The 19,032-nt window shown below is 40.0% G+C and carries 16 protein-coding genes, 1 other RNA gene and 1 pseudogene; 6 read left to right on the top strand and 12 right to left on the bottom strand.

The features are described 5' to 3' along the window. Positions 1-39: 39 nt before the first annotated feature. Positions 40-666, bottom strand: a pseudogene (locus CVS97_RS07100) (autotransporter outer membrane beta-barrel domain-containing protein); the annotation flags it as partial. Between the two features lie 256 nt (positions 667-922). Between CVS97_RS07100 and CVS97_RS07105 the strand changes: the two are divergent. Next, positions 923-2,185, top strand: coding sequence for a DNA repair protein (locus CVS97_RS07105; RefSeq protein WP_107785597.1), 1,263 nt, complete (start codon positions 923-925; stop codon positions 2,183-2,185). Beyond that, on the top strand, positions 2,175-2,483 hold the full coding sequence (locus CVS97_RS07110) for a YolD-like family protein (RefSeq protein WP_107785598.1): 309 nt from the start codon (positions 2,175-2,177) through the stop codon (positions 2,481-2,483). The genes CVS97_RS07105 and CVS97_RS07110 overlap by 11 nt, the downstream gene beginning before the upstream one ends. A 31-nt stretch (positions 2,484-2,514) precedes the next feature. Here the strand turns inward: CVS97_RS07110 and CVS97_RS07115 are convergent, their stop codons facing one another. The 7 genes from CVS97_RS07115 to typA form a co-directional block, all read right to left on the bottom strand. Then, positions 2,515-4,956: a molybdopterin-dependent oxidoreductase gene (locus tag CVS97_RS07115; protein ID WP_107785599.1), complete on the bottom strand. Its 2,442-nt coding sequence runs from the start codon at positions 4,954-4,956 to the stop codon at positions 2,515-2,517. Between the two features lie 20 nt (positions 4,957-4,976). Beyond that, positions 4,977-5,546, bottom strand: coding sequence for a hypothetical protein (locus CVS97_RS07120; RefSeq protein WP_107785600.1), 570 nt, complete (start codon positions 5,544-5,546; stop codon positions 4,977-4,979). Positions 5,547-5,971: 425 nt separating this feature from the next. Further along, positions 5,972-6,298: a sel1 repeat family protein gene (locus CVS97_RS07125; protein ID WP_107785601.1), complete on the bottom strand. Its 327-nt coding sequence runs from the start codon at positions 6,296-6,298 to the stop codon at positions 5,972-5,974. Beyond that, positions 6,289-6,660: a hypothetical protein gene (locus tag CVS97_RS07130; protein ID WP_107785602.1), complete on the bottom strand. Its 372-nt coding sequence runs from the start codon at positions 6,658-6,660 to the stop codon at positions 6,289-6,291. Before CVS97_RS07130 ends, CVS97_RS07125 begins: the two co-directional genes overlap by 10 nt. A gap of 19 nt (positions 6,661-6,679) precedes the next feature. Further along, entirely contained in the window at positions 6,680-7,594 is a 915-nt protein-coding gene (proC, locus tag CVS97_RS07135) for a pyrroline-5-carboxylate reductase (protein ID WP_107785603.1), read from the bottom strand. Beyond that, the gene (locus tag CVS97_RS09440) at positions 7,591-7,968 is read right to left on the bottom strand and encodes a hypothetical protein (RefSeq protein ID WP_234401900.1); all 378 of its coding nucleotides are present in this window, start codon (positions 7,966-7,968) and stop codon (positions 7,591-7,593) included. The genes proC and CVS97_RS09440 overlap by 4 nt, the downstream gene beginning before the upstream one ends. Before the next feature lie 532 nt (positions 7,969-8,500). After that, positions 8,501-10,303 (bottom strand): translational GTPase TypA, encoded by a 1,803-nt coding sequence (gene typA, locus CVS97_RS07145; protein ID WP_084109967.1) that lies wholly within the window; start codon positions 10,301-10,303, stop codon positions 8,501-8,503. Between the two features lie 161 nt (positions 10,304-10,464). Here typA and CVS97_RS07150 point away from each other — a divergent pair, with 161 nt between their 5' ends. The 3 genes from CVS97_RS07150 to CVS97_RS07160 are packed head-to-tail and all read left to right on the top strand — an operon-like array spanning position 10,465 to position 14,179. Beyond that, complete coding sequence (locus CVS97_RS07150; RefSeq protein ID WP_107785605.1) at positions 10,465-11,856, top strand: flagellar hook-length control protein FliK; 1,392 nt, start codon at positions 10,465-10,467, stop codon at positions 11,854-11,856. An 8-nt stretch (positions 11,857-11,864) separates the two neighbouring features. After that, positions 11,865-12,572, top strand: coding sequence for a flagellar basal body rod modification protein (locus tag CVS97_RS07155; protein WP_021090228.1), 708 nt, complete (start codon positions 11,865-11,867; stop codon positions 12,570-12,572). Positions 12,573-12,580: 8 nt separating this feature from the next. Further along, positions 12,581-14,179 carry a flagellar hook protein FlgE gene (locus tag CVS97_RS07160; RefSeq protein WP_107785684.1) on the top strand — a complete coding sequence of 533 codons (1,599 nt, stop codon included), beginning with the start codon at positions 12,581-12,583 and terminating at the stop codon, positions 14,177-14,179. A gap of 45 nt (positions 14,180-14,224) precedes the next feature. On the opposite strand, the gene CVS97_RS07165 is transcribed toward CVS97_RS07160, so the two are convergent. Beyond that, the gene (locus CVS97_RS07165) at positions 14,225-14,650 is read right to left on the bottom strand and encodes a hypothetical protein (RefSeq protein ID WP_072595304.1); all 426 of its coding nucleotides are present in this window, start codon (positions 14,648-14,650) and stop codon (positions 14,225-14,227) included. Between the two features lie 112 nt (positions 14,651-14,762). On the opposite strand from CVS97_RS07165, the gene ffs reads away from it, so the two are divergent. Continuing rightward, positions 14,763-14,860: signal recognition particle sRNA small type (gene ffs / locus CVS97_RS07170), an RNA gene on the top strand. Here the strand turns inward: ffs and CVS97_RS07175 are convergent. Genes CVS97_RS07175 through gyrB form a run of 3 tightly spaced genes read right to left on the bottom strand, consistent with a single transcriptional unit; the run spans position 14,847 to position 19,032 of the window. Beyond that, positions 14,847-16,082 carry an HD domain-containing protein gene (locus CVS97_RS07175; protein WP_084109965.1) on the bottom strand — a complete coding sequence of 412 codons (1,236 nt, stop codon included), beginning with the start codon at positions 16,080-16,082 and terminating at the stop codon, positions 14,847-14,849. The two genes, ffs and CVS97_RS07175, sit on opposite strands and share 14 nt — an antisense overlap. Continuing rightward, a complete protein-coding gene (gene queF, locus CVS97_RS07180) occupies positions 16,082-16,705 on the bottom strand; it encodes a preQ(1) synthase (RefSeq protein ID WP_234401401.1) in 624 nt (207 codons plus the stop codon). Before queF ends, CVS97_RS07175 begins: the two co-directional genes overlap by 1 nt. A 17-nt stretch (positions 16,706-16,722) precedes the next feature. Further along, positions 16,723-19,032 carry a DNA topoisomerase (ATP-hydrolyzing) subunit B gene (gene gyrB / locus CVS97_RS07185; protein ID WP_107775671.1) on the bottom strand — a complete coding sequence of 770 codons (2,310 nt, stop codon included), beginning with the start codon at positions 19,030-19,032 and terminating at the stop codon, positions 16,723-16,725.

Below are 19,032 nucleotides of genomic sequence, written 5' to 3' on the forward strand. Positions count from 1 at the left end.
GTAAATTTAGTGGCCAAAAAGCCACTAAATTTTTAGAATCTATAAGCAAACTGAAGTTTTTACGCTGCTTTGATCTTTTTTGCCAAAAGATTGTGCTATGCCAAAATTTATGAGTGTCGCATAAGTTAGCGTATATCTTAGACCGACCTCAACCTCTGAGCTCGTGCCTTTTTGAGTTAGGCTGATCTCCTCGTCTTCTTGGATCACTGCTATTTTTGATTTTGTATTAAATTTATACTCAGCACTAATTTTTCCATAAGGATTAAATTTGCCAGCATCATAGGCTATTTTTGAGTAAATTTTAGCTCTACTTGATGTAACGCTGCTAAATTTTAATGTGCTTTGTCCGATATCTGCCTCATCGCTACCGACATAAGAGAGTGCGTAGTTTAGCCCACTATCAAGCATAAAACTATCAAATTTTATCTTTTTGCCGACGCCAAAGCTAGCATTGTAATATGGCATTGAGATTTTATAATCCACATCTTTTGCATCAACCTTAGTTTGGCTTCTACCAGCTTTTGCCATGAGATCGATATAAAAATCACGCGGTAAATTTAGCCTTGAAAAAATACCAAGTCCATAGTTTCTAACTCTGCCATCTATTTTGGCATCTTCGTTGCTGTTATCAAATGTTGGCATAGCAAAAGCCCCAAGCATAGACTCGCCATTTTTATTTTTACTTTGCTAGAATTCACATCACTTCTATCTGTTAAATCAATATAAACACCTGATTGTCTACTTTTTTCGATAGTAGAACCAATTATATTAACTTCGTTGTGCGTTGCATTTGCTCTGGCTCCACTAGTAAAATTTATCCATTTTAATTATTTTATTTCTAAAAAATTTTTATTAGAAATTTTAGCCTTAAGATCGATTTTTCAAAAACAAACTTTTACTAATTTTCATCTATAATCACTCCATGAAAAACGAAGTGCAAAAATTTTATGCCGTCATTGATCTAAAGTCATTTTACGCCTCAGTTGAGTGCGTGGAGCGAGGACTTGACCCGTTTAAAGCCGATCTGGTCGTGGCTGACGATAGTCGTGGCAACGGAAGTGTTTGCCTAGCCGTTAGTCCAGCTCTTAGAGCCAAAGGTGTGAAAAATAGATGCAGGCTTTTTGAAATACCAAAGGCTATAAAATTTATCATCGCACCGCCTAGAATGCAGTTTTACATCGACTATGCGGCTAAAATTTATGAGATATACCTAAAGTATGTTTCAAAAGATGATATCTACGTCTATTCTATCGATGAGGCCTTTATCGATCTTACTTCTTATGTTAAATTTTATAATACCGACGCAAAATCCATAGCCAAAAAGATAATGGATGAAATTTTAAAAACTACTGGCGTGACGGCCACCTGTGGCATGGGCACAAATTTATACCTTGCAAAAATCGCCCTTGATATCCTGGCTAAGCACAGTGATGATGGGATTGCATTTTTAGACGAGCAGCTTTATAAAGAACGTCTTTGGACACATCAACCGTTAGATGACTTTTGGCGTATCGGTAAGCAAACTAGGCTAAAGCTGGAAAAACATGGAATTTTTTGTATGAAAGATATAGCAAATGCTCCGAGAAGCTTGCTTGAGAAATTTTTTGGAGTTGATGCATATATAACAATAGACCACGCAAATGGCATAGAGCCAACGACAATAGCTGACATAAAAGCATATAAACCAAGCACAAAATCCTACTTTAGCTCTGAAATTTTACCAAGAGACTACGAGCGTTGTGAGGCGGTAGTCGTACTAAAAGAGATGGCTGATAGGCTAGCGCTTAGGATGATCAACAAAGAAGTAATGGCAAGTGGAATAACGATAAATATAAAATTTGCCGACAAGCTTGAGCCACTACAACGTGCAAGCGTTCGGTTTAAAACACCAACAAATGTTTCAAGCATGCTGATGAGTTCAGCCGAAGAGTTGCTCTTAAATAAGATAAAAAATGTTGGGCTCATTAGGCAAATTAGCATTAGTGCAAATGACGTAGTAAAAGAGAGCCTAGCTCACTCTAGTCTTTTTGAGGATGATACTAAAGAAAAGGCAGTTTTAAAATCCCTAAATCTCATAAAAGAAAAATTTGGTAAAAACTCGGTTTTAAGAGCGATCGATCTACTACCAGAAGCCACTGGGCAAGACCGAAATAAAAAGATCGGAGGGCACAAAAGTGGCGAGTAAAGATAGAGCAAAAATTTTTAGCTCGTTTAATCCGCTATCAACCTTAGAGCGAGCCTTACGACAAAAAGAGCGTGAGAAATGCGAAAAACTAGAGCTTGATGAGAGCAAAGTCGATGAAATTTTAAAAAAGATAAGCAGGCTAAGAGCAGCTGATGAAGTATACGTAAGCTACCATGACGGTTATACCTATGCAAGTATTAGAGGGCTAATCTCCGATGTAAATTTCAAAAATAAAACTCTTATGGTTGTAAAAACTAGGATCAAATTTGAAGATATAAATGACCTAAAAATAATTTAGCCCCCAAACGAGGGCTAAATTTATATAAAATCTACAAAGATTGTAAAATTTTTGGTTTAGAAAAGGCAGTTATTGGTTTGATCTCGCCTTTATATTTTTCAAGATCAGCTAGTATCGTATGTCCGCAGTTGCTTTGAGCGATACTAGATGTGCCTTTGTCGCGTGTTAGGACATTGATGCAGCCATGCTTGCAAAGGCTCTTCTCGCCTAACACTTCAGGGTCGTACCACGCACCTTCGCAAATAGCGATGACGTGCTCTGGGATGATGTCAGTGACAAGCGCACCGACCAGAATTTCGCCCCTGTCGTTAAATACTCTCACCACGTCGCCAGTCGCGATGCCTTTTTTCTTAGCGTCGTTTGTGTTTATTAACATCGGCTCTCTTGCGCTTACTTCAGCGTAGTTTCTAATTATTGAGTTATTTAGCTGAGAGTGCAAGCGGTATCTTGAGTGTGGGGTTGTGATGCTAAATGGATATTTCTTAGCTTTTTCACTACCAAGCCACTCAAACGGCTCGATCCAAGCAAAGTGTGGAGCAAAGTCTTTGTAACCAAATTTAGCGATAGTTGGAGAGTATATCTCTATCTTGCCTGATGGCGTGCCAAGGCGATTTTTGTGCGGATTTTCTCTAAATGCACTAAGTCTTGTGTAGTATTTTGTCTCTTCATTGTCTTTGTCAAATTTGACATAGCCCTCTTTCCAAAACTCATCAAAGCTTGGCATTTTAAGATCTAGTGCCTTAGCTTGCTCTACTGCGTCTGCGTAAAATTCTTTTGCCCAGCCAAGCTCATCTTTACCCTCAGTAAAGACCTCTTCTCTGCCCCAGCGTTTGCAAATTTGTGAGCATATCCAGTAGTCGCTTCTACTTTCGCCCATTGGCTCAACTACTGGTTTGTATGCCACGATGTATTCGCTTGATGGGACGCTTTGGTTGATGTCATTTCTCTCGACTTCAAGTGCCACTGGTAAGACGATATCGCTTAGTTTAGCTGTGCTTGTCCAGTATGGCTCAGCTGTGATAACAGTATCAAATTTACGCCACGCTTTAACGGCGTTATTTACGTCCTGATGCCTTGTAAACATCGAACCAGAGGCCATATAAGCTACTCTCATATGTGGAAGTTTGATCTTAGAGCCATCATAATCTAACTCTTTGCCAGGATTTTGCAAAGCTTCGATTGATCTTGAAGATGGGATGGTTACGTTTTTAAATTTCTTCCATGGAGCACCATCTACATTTTCATATTTCTCGCTTATCCTAGTACTGATACCTTTTAGAGCAGGTGCTATCTTATCAGTACTGCCGTTTCCGTAGTAGAGGTTAAACTCAAATCCAAGACCCTCTTTGCCGATGTGGCCAAGCATCGCACTAAGTGTTACGATACCCCAAAAGCCCATTTCGCCATGGTCTTGTCTTTGAAGTGATCTACCAGCGATGATAATGCTTGGCTCTTTTGCGAGTACAGTAGCAAATTTTGCAATCTCTTCAGCTTTTACGCCACAAATTTTACTAGCCCAGTTTATATCTTTTACCACTTTGTCGGTTGTGCCAAGCAAGTAGTCTTTAAATTTATTGAAACCAACTGTGTATTTTTTTATAAATTCTTCGTCATAAAGATTGTTTTCATAAAGATAGTGGCACATACCAAGCATCATTGCTACGTCAGTATTTGGACGAACGATGATAGCTTCAGAGTCAAGGTATCTTGTGGTGTCGTTTTTAAAGACGCAAACACTATAAGTTTTTATGCCTGCCTCTTTTATCTTTTTGATGCCAAGATAGCCATCATGTGTTGGTGGCTGCCATGAAATTTGACCAGTCACAAGCGGGTCAGTACCCCAAAATACAACATTTTTAGCGTTTTTAGCGATAGCCTCCCACTTTGTCGGAGCATCATAAACGGCGCTGTTGCCTAAAACGTGAGGCATGATGACAAGGCCAGCACCCGTTGAGTAGTCGCCGCTCTCTTCTACGTATCCGCCAAGCACTTTTAGCATCCTGTGACCAACGGTTCTGCCCCAGCTGATCTTACCGCTGCCACCCCACCAGTAGCATTCGCCGTAGATGCTTTCAGGGCCATATTTGTCAAAATTTTCTTTTAAGGCTTTTGCAGCTAAATCAAGTGCTGTATCCCAGCTAACACGCACAAATTCTTCCTTGCCACGAAGCTCACTTTTTGCTGCGCCTTTTGCCTTTAAGTAGCTCTTTCTTACGTATGGATAGAGCACGCGGCTTTCGTTTTGGATGAGGTCTGGCAAGCTATTATTCATGGTATTTGGGAATTTATCGCCCTCAAATGGATCAACAGAGACGATTTGATTTGAGTTGGTATTTGCCCAAAATAGCCCAAATCTATTTGCGCCAAAGGTTTTGTTTTGGTCAAAAATGGTTTTTGTCACGCCTTCAATCCTACTTGCTTGTGCCGCAGTGGCTGCAAGCGCAGAAAATTTTATGAAATCTCGTCTTTTCATATTTTCTCCCTTATGAAAATTTATTTTACTTTTTTGGCATTGTGTTGTAAGTATTTGAGCACTAAATTTAGGTCAGTTTCGTCTAGTGCTACAAATTTTGCATCGACCATTCCAGCTAAATTTGCTGGCCACTGAGCCGCTGTAAAGCTGTTTGGTTCATGTAGCCTGTGACATGCCGAGCAGGTCTCTTCGTAAATTTTCTTTGCCTTTGCGTAAAGCTCTTTTTGGTTGCCACCAAGTGCGTCATTTGGCACTTCATAAACGCCATCAACTTGATACCAAACCTCGCCGTAGTCGTCTTCAAGGTCTTTTACTTTTTTGAAATTTGCCTCGCTCTCGTCATTAAAAGCTACAAAAACTTCAGGATCTTCTATACTTCTTTGAAGTTGGGCTAAATAGTTTGCCGAAACTACGCCATTAACCTTGATCTTACTCGTTTTATCACCTTTTTCGACGACTTCAACTGGCGTTAAAACCTCGATCTTTCCTATCATCTTGCCATCTAGCGTTATATTGGCATCTTTTGCGATGACATCGGCACTAAAAGCAAGACTACATGCTAAGACAGGGGCTAAAAATAGCATTTTCATGTTGCAATCCTTAAAAATAAAATTTAAAAAAATCTTATAACCTAATGGCTTAAAATTACATTGTTGTATTTAGCTTTATTTAAGAAAGTTAATATTCATTTTTATTAAAAATAAGATTTGGCAGAAAATTTATCAATGAGTTTTATTGGATGGCTTAATTGCTGAAGGTATAAGTAAAATTTTTCTAGCTTACAAGCTCTGTAAAAATTTTAATTATGGATCTAGTGAAGTAAAAATTTAACTTTACTTCACTAGCTACTATAAAAAGTATGGCAAAGTTTTTATAAACTTAAAAACATAAATTAGTAAAACTCTTACAGTATTTATAAATATACTAAAAGTTACTACTCTACATTGCTGGCTATGCTAAGACTTTCTAGAGTTTTATCGTTTTAAAATTTTTGTCAAAACGCCTTATTGTCAATTTAACAGCTTTGCTTATCGCCTAGCTCGCACGCCTTTTTTCGCATTTGCTTTGCCTTTTTCGCGTCTTTTTTTACTTGCTCGTATCTGTTTTCGTTGAAATTTCCCTCATACAGCCACGCCGCTCTCGCGCAGCCGCCTACGTAGCCTAGCTTACACGAGCGCTCGTAATACTCCATCATCTCGCCAATATCGCCTCCCGTTCGCTCTATCATCCAACCCACGTTGTAGCATCCGGGAGCGTATTTTTTGTTGCATAGGGTATTGTTTATCGCAAACGACTGCACCTCGTCGCCCAGCTCTTCTTGTATGAAATTGGCTAGCGCCAAGCAACCGGCAAATACTCGTAAAGGACGCAGCTAGCCTTGTAATACGCGCTAATCTTAGTCTCGCGCTCGCTCTTATCCGCGGCTTTTACTAGGTTGTTTTTATAAAGTTCGCCCAGATAAAAGCAGCCCTCGCCGTCTCCTTTGGCGCAGGCTAGGCTAAATAGCCCCTCCGCCGCGCCGTAGTCTTGCTTTAAGTTAACAGCTACCATGCCCGCTTGCACGCACTCTTTGGTGGCGTTTAGGTCTGGATTTTTGCATTTTTTGAGCTTTTCTAGCGTATCTGCGGCTAGCAATGGCGAAAGGCCTGGCTCGCTAGCGAATAAATTTATCGCCGCAAGTAGCGCAAATAATAAGACTTTCATTTTTATCCTTTAAATTTACCTAATCCCTCGCTTTGGCGATGCAAGCGGCGATAGCCTGCATCAAGGCGCCGCGAAATCCGCCTTTTTCAAGCGCGGTAAGTCCTTCGATCGTGATTCCCGCCGGCGAGCAGACCTCGTCTTTTAGCGCGGCCGGGTGCTTGCCGCTTTGGATCAGACGCGCCGTACCTTCCACGGCTGCGCAGACGGAGTCGTAGCAAAGCCGCCTAGGCAGTCCGCCCCGCACGCCCGCATCGGCCGCAGCCTCTATAAAGGCGCACGCATACGCGGGCAGGCTTCCCGCGATACCCGTAAATGCGGCAAACCCGGCCTCGTCTATCTCGTAAATTTTACCGATTTTAGAGATTATCTCGCGCACGGTCTCTTTCTTAGCCTCGCTAAACCCAGCGTCAAAGCAAAGAGCCGTGGCTGACGCTCCGATGCTAGCTGCTATATTTGGCATCGCGCGAGCGATATAAACGCCCTCGCCTACGATTTGCCTAGCGCGCTTTATGTCAAAACTCGGCGCCAAAAGAAGCAAAATTTTGCCCGCAAGCTCGGGTGCGATCAGGCGCAAGATAACCTCGTAGCTAGCGGGCTTGGTAGCCAGCACGACCGCGTCCGCTTCGCGCACTAGATCCGTTTCGCTCGCGGTTATTTTTATGCCGAATCTTTGCCACAAAGCTTCGTTTTTGCTTCTGGCGCAGGCTATGATTTCAAATTTCGTCTTTTTTTCACATTCGCGCGGGCTCGCCGTATCGCTCGTTTGTGACAGATTTTCCGCCCCGCGCACCTCGCTGCCGCCGCTGGATTTTCGCTCGTCCTCAGCCGAGCTTCGTCCCGAGTTAGCCTCACTGCACTGAGTGCGCCAAAGCACCTCTATCATCGCGCCGCCCATATTTCCGCCGCCGATGAAACCGATTTTTACGCTTTTCATTTCGCCGCTTTTTTTAGAGTGCCAATTTTGACCGCTTTGCCCGCGATCGCCGCATTTATCGCCATGCTATCCGCCCAGATAGCCCCCGTAACCTGTCCCGGCGCCAAGGTATAAACGCCGCCCGTCTGCGCCTCGTCGCTCGCCTTAAACTCGTTGCCCACGACCAGCTCATAGACATCCTTTGTGTCGTTTTCAAATTTGATCGCCGCTTTTAGCGTCGGGTCCATTTTCTGCTTCGCCGCACCCGCGTACTGCTCGAGTATGTTTTTACTAAGCTTGCCGTAGACGTCGCCGTCTTGGCTTAGATATATCCGCACGGCGCGCTTATCCGAGTTTTTGCCGCCCTTTTCGCCCTTGCCGGCGCTAACGCTCATCTCATAGGCGGTTTCTCCAGTCGGGAAGTCCTTAAATTTAGCGTCCGGGACGAAAACCCGCACGTTGTCCGTTACCGTTTTCGTAACGTACGTCTGCGGCGTTATATCCGTTAGCACGATCGTGGATTTCACGTCCGAGCTTTTATCCGAAATAAGCGCGGAGATCGGCACGCGCGTAAGTAGCGTCGTCTCGTAGCAGCCGCCAAAAATAAACGCGGCGGCGAGAGCAAAGATAAATTTTAGTTTTTTCATCGGTTCCCTTTAAATTTTCGCCGATTCTAGCATAAACTAAGCATTTTTGTATTGATTACATTAAAAGCAAAAATAGAAAAGTAAGTATGGTATTTTAAAGCATAAATAGTTTTAAGGTTGATAAATTTTAGATGAGAGAGAATGGCTCTATTTCGTCTTGAACAAAGCCAACTTAAATAAATAATGCAAAAAAATATGAGAAATTTATAGAAATTTATTTGCTGTTTTTAGAGTTCAATTATTAGCCCCTTTACAAAGGGGCTAAAATGATAAAATTTGATTAAAGTTTCGCTTTTCTTTTGCGCTCTGTTGGGTCTAAATAGCGCTTGCGAACGCGGATATTTATAGGTGTAACCTCGACTAGCTCGTCATCTTCTATCCACTCTAGTGCGCGTTCAAGGCTTAGCTTTCTAGGTGGCACAAGCTTGATTGCATCGTCACTACCGCTAGCACGCACGTTTGTTAGGTTTTTACCCTTGATAGGATTTACATCAAGATCGTTTGGACGGCTGTGCTCACCGATGATCATACCCACATAGACTTTTGCTTGTGGATCAAGGAAAAGCACGCCACGATCTTGTAAGTTAAATAGCGAATAGGCAAGCGTTACGCCGTTTTCCATAGAAACTAGTGCGCCATTTGTTCTGTGCTCGACGGTTCCACTAAGTGGTCTAAACTCCAAAAAGCTGTGGTTCATAACACCCTCGCCTTTTGTATCAGTCAAAAACTGGCTTCTAAAGCCGATAAGCCCACGCGCTGGGATCTCAAACTCGATCCTTGTTTGGCCATCGCCTGTTGGGTTCATAGAGACCATTTCCGCTTTTCTTTTACCTAGTTTTTCTATGACTGTGCCTGTCGTATCATCAGGTGCATCGATAACTAAAAGCTCGTATGGCTCGCATTTTACGCCGTTTATCTCTTTTACGATGACCTCAGGTCTGCCAAGTAAAAACTCATACCCCTCGCGGCGCATATTTTCAGCCAAAATAGTAATCTGAAGCTCACCACGGCCACTTACTTTAAATTTGCCCTCGCCGATGTTTTCGTATTTCATCGCGATATTTGTCTTCATCTCGTTTGCAAGGCGCTCATCGATCTTATTTGATGTGACGTGTTTGCCCTCAGTACCTGCTAATGGGCCATCATTTACAGAAAATACAACGCTAAGTGTTGGCTCTTCGATATGGAGTGGATCAAGCGGATGAGGGTTGTTTGGATCAACGACGCTATCGCCAACGTCAAGCGCATCAAAACCAGCGATCGCTACGATGTCGCCAGTACCAGCTTCGTTAATATCGGTTCTTTCAAGACCCATAAAACCAATTAACTTTGAAATTCTACCAGTTGTCTTTGTACCATCAGCCTTTGCAAGCATAACATTTTGGTTTTTAGATATCTTGCCGTTAAAAATTCTCGCGATGCCGATCTTGCCGACGTAGTTATCATAATCAAGAGTAAACACTTGAAGCTGAAGCGGGTTTTCATCGCTACCACTTGGAGCTGGTACGTGAGCCAAGATAGTCTCAAAAAGTGGCTGCATATTTACATTTTCATCGCTTAGTTTTAGCTTTGCATAGCCATTTTTAGCAGCAGCATAAACGACTGGAAATTCTAACTGCTCGTCATTTGCATCAAGTGCAACAAAAAGGTCAAAAATTTCATTTATAACGCGGTCTGGATCGCCTGCAGGTTTGTCTATCTTATTTACGACGACGATTGGACGAAGTCCTAGTGAGAGCGCCTTTTTGACGACAAATTTAGTCTGTGGCATAACGCCTTCTTGCGCATCGACAAGTAGCAAAACGCCATCAACCATCTTAAGAACACGCTCAACCTCTCCACCAAAGTCGGCGTGGCCTGGGGTGTCGATGATGTTGATCTTTGTATCTTTGTAGCGAATGGCAGTATTTTTAGAAAGAATCGTGATGCCACGCTCTCTTTCGATGTCGTTGCTATCCATTACACGCTCGCCAAGGTTTTGATGCTCGTTAAATGTTCCTGACTGTTTCAAAAGCTCATCAACCATTGTTGTTTTACCGTGGTCGACGTGTGCGATAACGGCTATATTTCGTATCTTTTCCAAATTTTTCTCCGTTTATTAGTTTGCTATTTTTCGTTTGTCAGTTTTAAAATAGGGGCAGATTATAGCCAAATTTTTATAAATTTTAAGCTGATATCAAGAAATTAATTTTTGGAATAGATTTTGCATGCTTGGCATTAAGTTTAAAAATTTGAAAGGTTTAAATGCAAGCTTATACAGCGAAAAATAACGTAGATTTGCTAGCTCCTACTGGAGGTAAAAAGCCCTCTGTTTCTAAAAAATCTCAAAACAACGGCGAATTTTTGTCGATGGTTTTAGATGCAGCTGCGAGCAAGGCAAATAGCGGCCAAAAAATCACTGAAAAAGATGTCAAAGAGATAGTAAAAACGGTTACCACTCAAAAAGAGACACTGCAAAAAGCACAAAGCGAAAGCGTGGCAAAAATTTCAACTGCACTTGAAGAAAATTTAGACGAAAATACAAAAAATGAGCTTTATGAAAATGCAAATTTCATGCAGCTTTTGCAAGTTTTAGAAATACTAAATGGCAATGAAAAAGTAAGTAAATTTCCAAATTTCAGCGACAAAATAGCAAATTTCTTAAGTGTGCCTGAAAACGTCGAAGAGCTTAGCAACGTTAAAAGCGTTAGCGATCTTATCGACCTTGCTAAGAAATTTGACCTTGGCCTTGAAAATATAGAAATTTCAAATGAAGACGTGCCAAAACTAAATGAGATGTTTAAAAATTTAGGCAAGAAAGAATTTTTCACACCGATAAAGACCGAAGAGAAGCCTTTTTACCTAAAAGAGCTAAAAAACGAGGTCGAGCAAACCATCATCAAAAACGAACCAAAAGAGGTCTTAAAGCTTGATACTTTGTTAAAAGAGGTAGTAGCAAATCCAACTAATGAAACTAAAAATTTAGTAAAAGAAGAGCCTAAAAAGCTAGATAGCGAGGTAAAGCTTGATGATGAGATAGTGGATGTTGAGCCAGACGAGCAGCCTAAAGTAAAGGTAAATTTACACGAGCAAAAGGCGCAAAAAGCTCCAACTCTCGAGTCGCTACTCTTCCCTGAAAGAGAACAACAGAAAAATGAGAATTTAGAGAGCAAAGAGACATTTAACAGCGATAATAAATCAGAACTAAATCAAATGGTAAAAGATATCGCTAGTAGCGCCAAACACCAGCTTCAAACAAAGGCTGAGATAAAAGAGACGCTTAGTAACTTCTCTTCTACACTAAAAGAGCAGGTTCAAAACTACAAAGCTCCAATCACTCGTTTTAACATCACGCTTAATCCACTAAATTTAGGCGAAGTTGAGATCACGATGGTAAATCGCGGCAATAACTTACATGTAAATTTTAACTCAACCACGGCTACGATGAATCTCTTTTTACAAAACCAGGCTGAGTTTAAAAACAGCCTTGTAAATATGGGATTTACCGAGCTTGAGATGAATTTCTCAGACCAAAACCAAAGACAAGATAAAAAAGAACAAGCAAAGAATAAATACAGCTCAAATCAAAGCGATGAGAGCGAAAACACTCAAGCGGAACAAAGCTTGCTTGAGCTAGTAATACCAAGATATATTTAGGAGAGATCATGGCTTCAGTTTCAGATATAACTACACAAACAACACAACAAAAAAATGCCGAGAAAAAGGCAAAAGCAAAGCAAGATGCAGCAGCTGGCACAGGAACTAACCCAAATGCGCAGCTAGATAAAGATGCATTTATGAAGCTACTTTTAACAGAGCTTCAGTATCAAGACCCAACAAGTCCTATGGATACTGAAAAGATGCTTACGCAAACTAGCCAACTGGCATCACTAGAGATGCAACAAAATACAAACTCAGCTATGAAAGAGCTTGTAAATCAATTAAAATCAAATGCAAATGCCTACGCCATATCAGCTCTTGGCAAAATGGTCTCAACTGGTTCAAACTCAGTTTTACTAACAGATGAGCAAAAAACTGTAAATTTTGCACTTTATTTTAAATCAGATCTTGCAAATGGTAAGCTCGAAATTAAAAATGCAAATGGAGAGGTCGTTCGTTCAATCGATATAAAAGATCTAAAGTCAGGAGTTCGCAGAATATCTTGGGATGGCAAAGATGATTCTGGAAAACAATTACCAAACGGCGCATATACAGTATCTGTTAATTACACTGGAAAAGATGGTAATTCATACAAGACTCAAGTAGGTAGCTATCCAGTTGAGGCAGTAAAATTTGTAGATGGCAAAGCCATGATAAAAATCGCAGGCGAATATGTCCCAATGGATAAAATATCTGAATTTTACGAAGGATAAAAGCCATGATGAGAGGTTTTTACAACGGAATTAGTGGCATTAAAACACAAAGCTTTGGCATGGATGTTTGGGCAAATAATATCTCAAATATCAACAACGTAGGTTTTAAAGCTTCAATCCCTGAGTTTAAAAATTTAATCAATCAACATATGGCTTCCGCTGGAAGTGGTCCAACTAACAATCAAGTAGGTCTTGGAGCTACAAAACAAACGACAGCTTTAAAGATGACAAATGGTAGTTTTCAAAATACTGATAATAACTTCGACCTAGCCATAGGCGGTAAAGGATTTTTTGGTGTCGTTGATAAAAATGGTAAAAACTACTACACAAGAACAGGTAGCTTTGATATAGATGGGGCTGGAAATTTAGTAGATAATAAAGGCAACTTGCTTCTTGGTACGTTAACAAGTTTTACTCCAGTCACTCCAAGTGCTAATGCTCTTAGAAAATATGGTCAAACAAAAGGTACCACGCAGGCATTTACAGCAAAAGAAGAGGATCTAAAACTAGGCGATACTGGCTCACAAAAAAGTATAAATTTACCTCATTTTTTATATATGCCAGCCAAGCAAACAAAAAATATAAATTTAAAAGGCAACCTAGACTCAAGCCTTATAACAGATAAGCGAACAACAGCCATTGATGCGGCAAATTTTAATTATACACTTGATAATACAAACAAAACTATCTCACTAAATGGGCAAATTCCGCTAAGTCAGACAAGATTTGGCGCAAAAGCAGGTGATAGCGTAGTGGTAAAAGTAAAAGACGGTGATGGTAAAATTAGTGAGTTTTCAACCACACTAGAGAGCGATGGTAGCTGGCATATAAATAATAAAAGCCTAAAATTTATGAATTTTGCTAGCTTAGATGTAAAAGCCGAAGTTACATCACTAGTTGAAGTAGCTAATAAAGAAAAACTAAGTTCAGAGATATATAACAGCGATGGTACGAAGAGCTTAGTAACTATAAATTTTACAAAGCAAATCCCTCAAGGTGGCAATCAAACTACCTGGAATGCTACAGCTACGATAACTGATGCTAATGGTGTTGTACAAAATACAGCTATGGGAACACTTACTTTTGATGGTAGCGGTAGACTTGTTACAAATACATTAACAAGCGTTGGAAACGTAGCTTTAAATTTTCTTGGCGATGGAGATGCGAATGTCTATAATGGCATAACAAGCTCGGCCAATTCAAAAAAAGACTTTGTCATAAAAGCAGATGGCTATGCCGAGGGAAATCTCACAAAATATAGCGTAGATGACCGTGGTAATATCATGGCAAATTTTGACAATTCTCGCTCATTTATAGTTGCAAAAATAGCTCTATATCACTTCCAAAATGAACAGGGCGTATCAAAAGTGGGTGATAATCTCTATGAGGCAACTCCAAATTCAGGTGAAGCATTTTTTTATAAAAATAAAGCTGGTGAGACCATTTATGGCTCACAAATTCTTGCAAATAAACTTGAAATGAGTAACGTCGATCTTGGTCAAGCGCTAAGTGAGGTTATAGTCACGCAAAAGGCTTATGAGGCTAGTGCAAAAAGTATCACAACAAGTGATGAGATGATCCAGACTGCTATTCAGATGAAGAAATAATTTTTATGCTAGTTGATGATTAAAAATTTAAAATGAATGATAATTTTAAGAATAGAGTTTAACTTCGTTTATTAAAAACTCATAAACTCTTTGCTGGACTAAAATTTCTTCCTCACAGCCACTCATCAAGCGACGAAGGTGAGAAAAATCTATCTTTTTGGCGTATCTTTTGTGATCTTTCAGGTCTTTATCAATGCTTAAAAGTAGTGCATCAAGCGTTATCCTATCGTTTCTTTTAACTCTTGCTACATACTCTTTAACAGTTTGGATCAAAAAGTCTTTTCTGGTTTGGTCATTTTCATAAATTTCATTTGTAATGTCATTTAAAACAAAAAAATCATCTTCGTCTGGGTCAAATTTAGCAGAGATCATAGCGGCAAAAATTTTTGCACGAAACTCTAAAGATTTGTGATGATAGATAAAAAAATCTCTAAAAGCTGATAAAAAACGAAGTTTAAACTTTCCAGACATTACTCTACTTTTTATGAAATTTGGGCTGATTATATACTTTTAAAGCTAAATTTTTAAAAATGTAACTATAAAACAAAATTTAAGTATAGTTTTTGTATGATTGCGAAGCTCCTTCTTAGACCTGTGCAATGCTTTTTATGAGCACCGCTTCAGGGTGGGAACACAGCAGAGCACTTGTATTAAGTGTGTGCCGCAGTTATCTGAGAGGGGGTCTTTCTAAACCAAAATGCTCATTAAAATCATCACAAATTTCTAAAAAATCCACTCCATCGATCTTAGGTTTTTCGCTAAAAAATTTATACATATTATTAAAGCCGTCAGTTAACTCTTTTGATTTGACGCCGTAGCTTATAGAAATTCCAGCTTCAATGTAGGCTGAGAGCTTGTCGCAGTATTTTAGTGCTTTGCCATCGATTGGGTTAAATTTATCCTCATTTACGTTTTCCATAGTCCCTTCGTGGCATATGATTTTACGCTCGTAAGTTCTATTTTCAAACTCATCTTTTATAAATTTTTCACCATCTTTTCTGATGCCAAGGATGTAGCTAAACTCATCTTTGATCTTTTCAGGCACAAATGGCAAAATCCTCTCATCAATAAGCCTCATTTCATACTCACTGATTATCTCATTTAGCCCTTTTACACCGTATTTTACAGGGCTTATGATGTCCCTTGTAAGACTCTCTGGTAGGTCGTGAAATAGCGCACAAAAGAAGTTATTTTCTAGCCGTTTTTTGCAAGCTTTTGCTTTTAGCGAGTAAAAATAGCTAAGTATCGCAACAACTAGCATATGCCCTAAGACCGCAGTTTCAGGGATGCGAGGCGTTTGTGCCCAGCGCTTTTGAAACCTTAGCCTGCCACTTAGATCTACAAGGCGGGCTAATTTTTGATTCATAGCGATCTTTCTAACGCCAATTAACTCGTAATAATCCTCCATCTCCTCCTCGACCTTGGCTTTAAGCTCTTCTATATCGCTTAAAAACTGGCTCGTTTGATAGACGATAGAAAATTCCCACCTAGTGGCAAGATAGCTAGCTGCTTTTAGGATAAGGCGTTCTTTTTCATGCTTTTTATCACTTTTAAAATAACTTTTAAATCTCTCTAAAAACTCGCCATCTTCAATATCTGAAATAAGGCTATCAAGATTACTTAAAACCCAGCTATTTATCTGCTCTTTTTTTGTCTTTTGGATATGGTGAAAGACGTCTGGACGTATGTCAGTGACCACGACCCTACTTAAAAACTCAAAAATTCCAGCCTCAATGATATAGTTCATATCGGCGTCTTGCTCTTGTTTTGCTATGAAATAAGCGATGATAAATTTATGAGCCTGCTTATCAAGCTCGACTAAATTTGTCATCTTTGGATAGTCGTTCCAACGTGATATAGATGCTGCTTTAAAGATATGTTCTATAAGCTTAGCACTTATCATTATTTATCCTTTTTGACTACTTTTGGCTTCTTATCATCGGCATAGCTTATCTTTCTAAAGCCCTCTTTGTTTGAGCTTCTTCTTGGTTTGTCATCTTTTTTAAATTTATCATCTCTGCTGCCCCTGCTGCTGCCACGATCGCTTGTACTTCGTCTCTCGCGTGGCTTGTCGCTAAAGCTTCTTTCTCTACTTCTTGGAGTAAATTCTTTCTCTTCAGCTGGCTTTTTTACGACTAGATCAGAGCTGATCTCGATAACCGTATGGACATTTCCACGTGGGTTAAAGTCACCAACTATCTTCATAAATTTAGGCTCAAGTTTTTTTTCTAAAACAGAGTAAATTTCATTTATACTATCTTCGTGGCTGATGTTGCGGTTCATAAAGCTATTTATATAAAGCTTTATCGCTTTTAGCTCGACTACAAGCTTGTTTGGTATGTACTCAAGATATATCGTAGCAAAATCAGGATAACCAGAGCGAGGGCAAAGGCAGCAAAACTCAGGCAGTGTGATCTTTATGACATAGTCCCTTGTTTGCTTATTTTCCCAGACCTCAAGGTCACTCTCTACGTCAAATTCTTTCAAAATTTTTTCGCCATATTTCATATCTAGCTCTTCGCTCATCTTTTATCCTTTTTCTTTTAAATATCCAAGTGTTTAACGTCTTTTGCGTGGTCTTGGATGTAGTTTCTTCTTGGCTCGACCTCATCGCCCATAAAGAGATTAAACGTATCAGAAGCGCTTATAGCGTCGTTTATATCTATCTTTAAAAGTCTTCTGTTCTCAGGGTTCATCGTAGTTTCCCAAAGTTGCTCAGGGTTCATCTCACCAAGACCTTTGTAGCGCTGAATATATGCACCTTTTTTCGCATTTTTCTCTACTTCATCAAGCACGTCTATAACGTCACTATGTAAGTCTAGGCCGCGCTCTTTTATCTTTTGGCTGATGTAAAGCGCCTCTTCATAGAGTGGATTTGTGAATAAATTTTCATTTACCACAAGCTCTTCTAGGCCACTTTCAGTTTGGACATAAATTCTAACCTCATCATCGCTAACGTAGTGGTTTAAGATGTTGTGACCCTCAGCTTTTAAGAAGTCTCTTAAAATTTCAAAAATTTCATTGTAGCTTTTTGAGACGATGTCTGGATTTTCTATCATATAGCGGATCGCTGAAAGGACGTTAAAGCGTTTTTCAAGCTCTTTTAAGACGCTTCTATAAGCTGCAACGATCTTTAAAAAATCAATCAAATCCGCACTGCCAATGCCCTCTATATCAACGCCCTCGATGCCAGTTTCGATAAGAAATTCGTTTAATGCCTTTTCATCTTTTAGATAAATTTCTTTCTTACCTTTTTTATAGCGGTAAAGTGGCGGCTGAGCTAGATAGATGTGGCCATTTTCAACAACTTTATTTAAAAATCTAAAGAAAAATGTTAAAAGTAGCGTCTGGATGTGACTACCATCGACGTCGGCGTCGGTCATGATGATGATCTTATGATATCTAAGCTTCTCAGCGTCGAATTCATCTCCGATACCGCAGCCTAGCGCTGTTATCATATTTTTTATCTCATCAGACTTTAAAATTTTATCTAGTCTTGCCTTTTCAACGTTTAGAATTTTACCCTTAAGCGGCAATATCGCTTGAAAAACTCTATCACGTCCTTGCTTTGCAGAACCGCCCGCAGAGTCGCCCTCCACTAGGTATAGCTCGCTAATTACTGGGTCTTTACTCTGACAATCAGCTAGCTTACCAGGGAGTGTGCCTACGCTCATGCTCTCTTTTTTACGAGTTAGATCCCTTGCTTTTTTAGCAGCTTCGCGACCACGAGCTGCCATTAGGGCTTTTTCCATTATCGCTCTTGCTTCGATAGGATTTTCTTCAAAATACTTTGTAAGCACGTCAAAAACCATCTTTTGAACGATCGGTTTTACGTAGCTTGATCCTAGTTTACCCTTTGTTTGTCCCTCAAACTGCGGCTCTGGCACTTTTACACTAACAACTGCGATAAGTCCCTCGCGGATATCTTCGCCAGTTATCTTTGTATCTTTTTCACGTGCAGCAGCATTTGCTTGAACGTAGTTTGTGATAACTCTTGTAAGGCCTGCTCTAAATCCAGCCTCATGCGTACCACCATCTGGAGTTTTGATGTTATTTACAAAGCTTAGTAAATTTTCACTATAAGTGTCGTTGTAAAGTAGTGCAAAATCAACAAGCACGTCATCTTCGCCGCCACTAAATGATACTGCTTTACTGACAGCATTTGCCTTGTTCATATCAGTTACAAAGCTCTCTAACCCACCCTCAAAATGAAAGCTCTCGCTTCTGCCATTTCTTTGATCTTTGAAATTTATAGTTATCTTTGGGTTTAGATAAGCTAGCTCGCGAAATCTCTTTACTAAAATTTCATCGTCAAATTCAGTCACTTCAAATATGCTATCATCTGGCCAAAACTCGACTTGTGTGCCTGTGCGGTTTGTAGTTTTTATCACTTCAAGATCGCTTTGTGGGATGCCTTTTGCAAATTCTTGTCTGTGAAGCTTACCATCACGTTTGATATTTACGACCAGCTTTTTAGAAAGAGCATTTACAACAGATACACCAACACCGTGAAGACCGCCTGAGACCTTATAAGTATCCTTGTCAAATTTACCACCAGCGTGAAGTACAGTTAGAACAACAGTCGCAGCTGAAATTTTCTCAGTTGGGTGCATATCCACTGGGATACCACGGCCATTATCGCTGATGATCGCTGAGCCCTCACGTGTAAGCTCAACATCTATCGTATCACAGTATCCTGCCATCGCCTCGTCGATAGAGTTATCAACGACTTCGTAGATCATATGGTGAAGACCGCTTATGTTAGTATCGCCTATATACATGCCTGGGCGCTTTCTAACCGCCTCAAGACCTTTTAGTACTTTAATATTTTCTGCGCCATAATTATTTTCCAT

The organism is Campylobacter concisus, assembly GCF_003049735.1.
Classification (GTDB): domain Bacteria; phylum Campylobacterota; class Campylobacteria; order Campylobacterales; family Campylobacteraceae; genus Campylobacter_A; species Campylobacter_A concisus_AN.

Excerpts from the sequence above, each read along its gene's own strand:
- CVS97_RS07160 (WP_107785684.1), top strand. The coding sequence starts at position 12,581 with ATGAGAGGTTTTTACAACGGAATTAGTGGCATTAAAACACAAAGCTTT.
- gyrB (WP_107775671.1), bottom strand. The coding sequence starts at position 19,032 with ATGGAAAATAATTATGGCGCAGAAAATATTAAAGTACTAAAAGGTCTT.
- proC (WP_107785603.1), bottom strand. The coding sequence starts at position 7,594 with ATGAAAAGCGTAAAAATCGGTTTCATCGGCGGCGGAAATATGGGCGGC.
- CVS97_RS07105 (WP_107785597.1), top strand. The coding sequence starts at position 923 with ATGAAAAACGAAGTGCAAAAATTTTATGCCGTCATTGATCTAAAGTCA.
- CVS97_RS07175 (WP_084109965.1), bottom strand. The coding sequence starts at position 16,082 with ATGATAAGTGCTAAGCTTATAGAACATATCTTTAAAGCAGCATCTATA.
- CVS97_RS07115 (WP_107785599.1), bottom strand. The coding sequence starts at position 4,956 with ATGAAAAGACGAGATTTCATAAAATTTTCTGCGCTTGCAGCCACTGCG.
- CVS97_RS07120 (WP_107785600.1), bottom strand. The coding sequence starts at position 5,546 with ATGAAAATGCTATTTTTAGCCCCTGTCTTAGCATGTAGTCTTGCTTTT.
- CVS97_RS07150 (WP_107785605.1), top strand. The coding sequence starts at position 10,465 with ATGCAAGCTTATACAGCGAAAAATAACGTAGATTTGCTAGCTCCTACT.
- CVS97_RS09440 (WP_234401900.1), bottom strand. The coding sequence starts at position 7,968 with ATGAGCGTTAGCGCCGGCAAGGGCGAAAAGGGCGGCAAAAACTCGGAT.
- CVS97_RS07155 (WP_021090228.1), top strand. The coding sequence starts at position 11,865 with ATGGCTTCAGTTTCAGATATAACTACACAAACAACACAACAAAAAAAT.
- queF (WP_234401401.1), bottom strand. The coding sequence starts at position 16,705 with ATGAGCGAAGAGCTAGATATGAAATATGGCGAAAAAATTTTGAAAGAA.
- CVS97_RS07165 (WP_072595304.1), bottom strand. The coding sequence starts at position 14,650 with ATGTCTGGAAAGTTTAAACTTCGTTTTTTATCAGCTTTTAGAGATTTT.
- CVS97_RS07130 (WP_107785602.1), bottom strand. The coding sequence starts at position 6,660 with ATGAAAGTCTTATTATTTGCGCTACTTGCGGCGATAAATTTATTCGCT.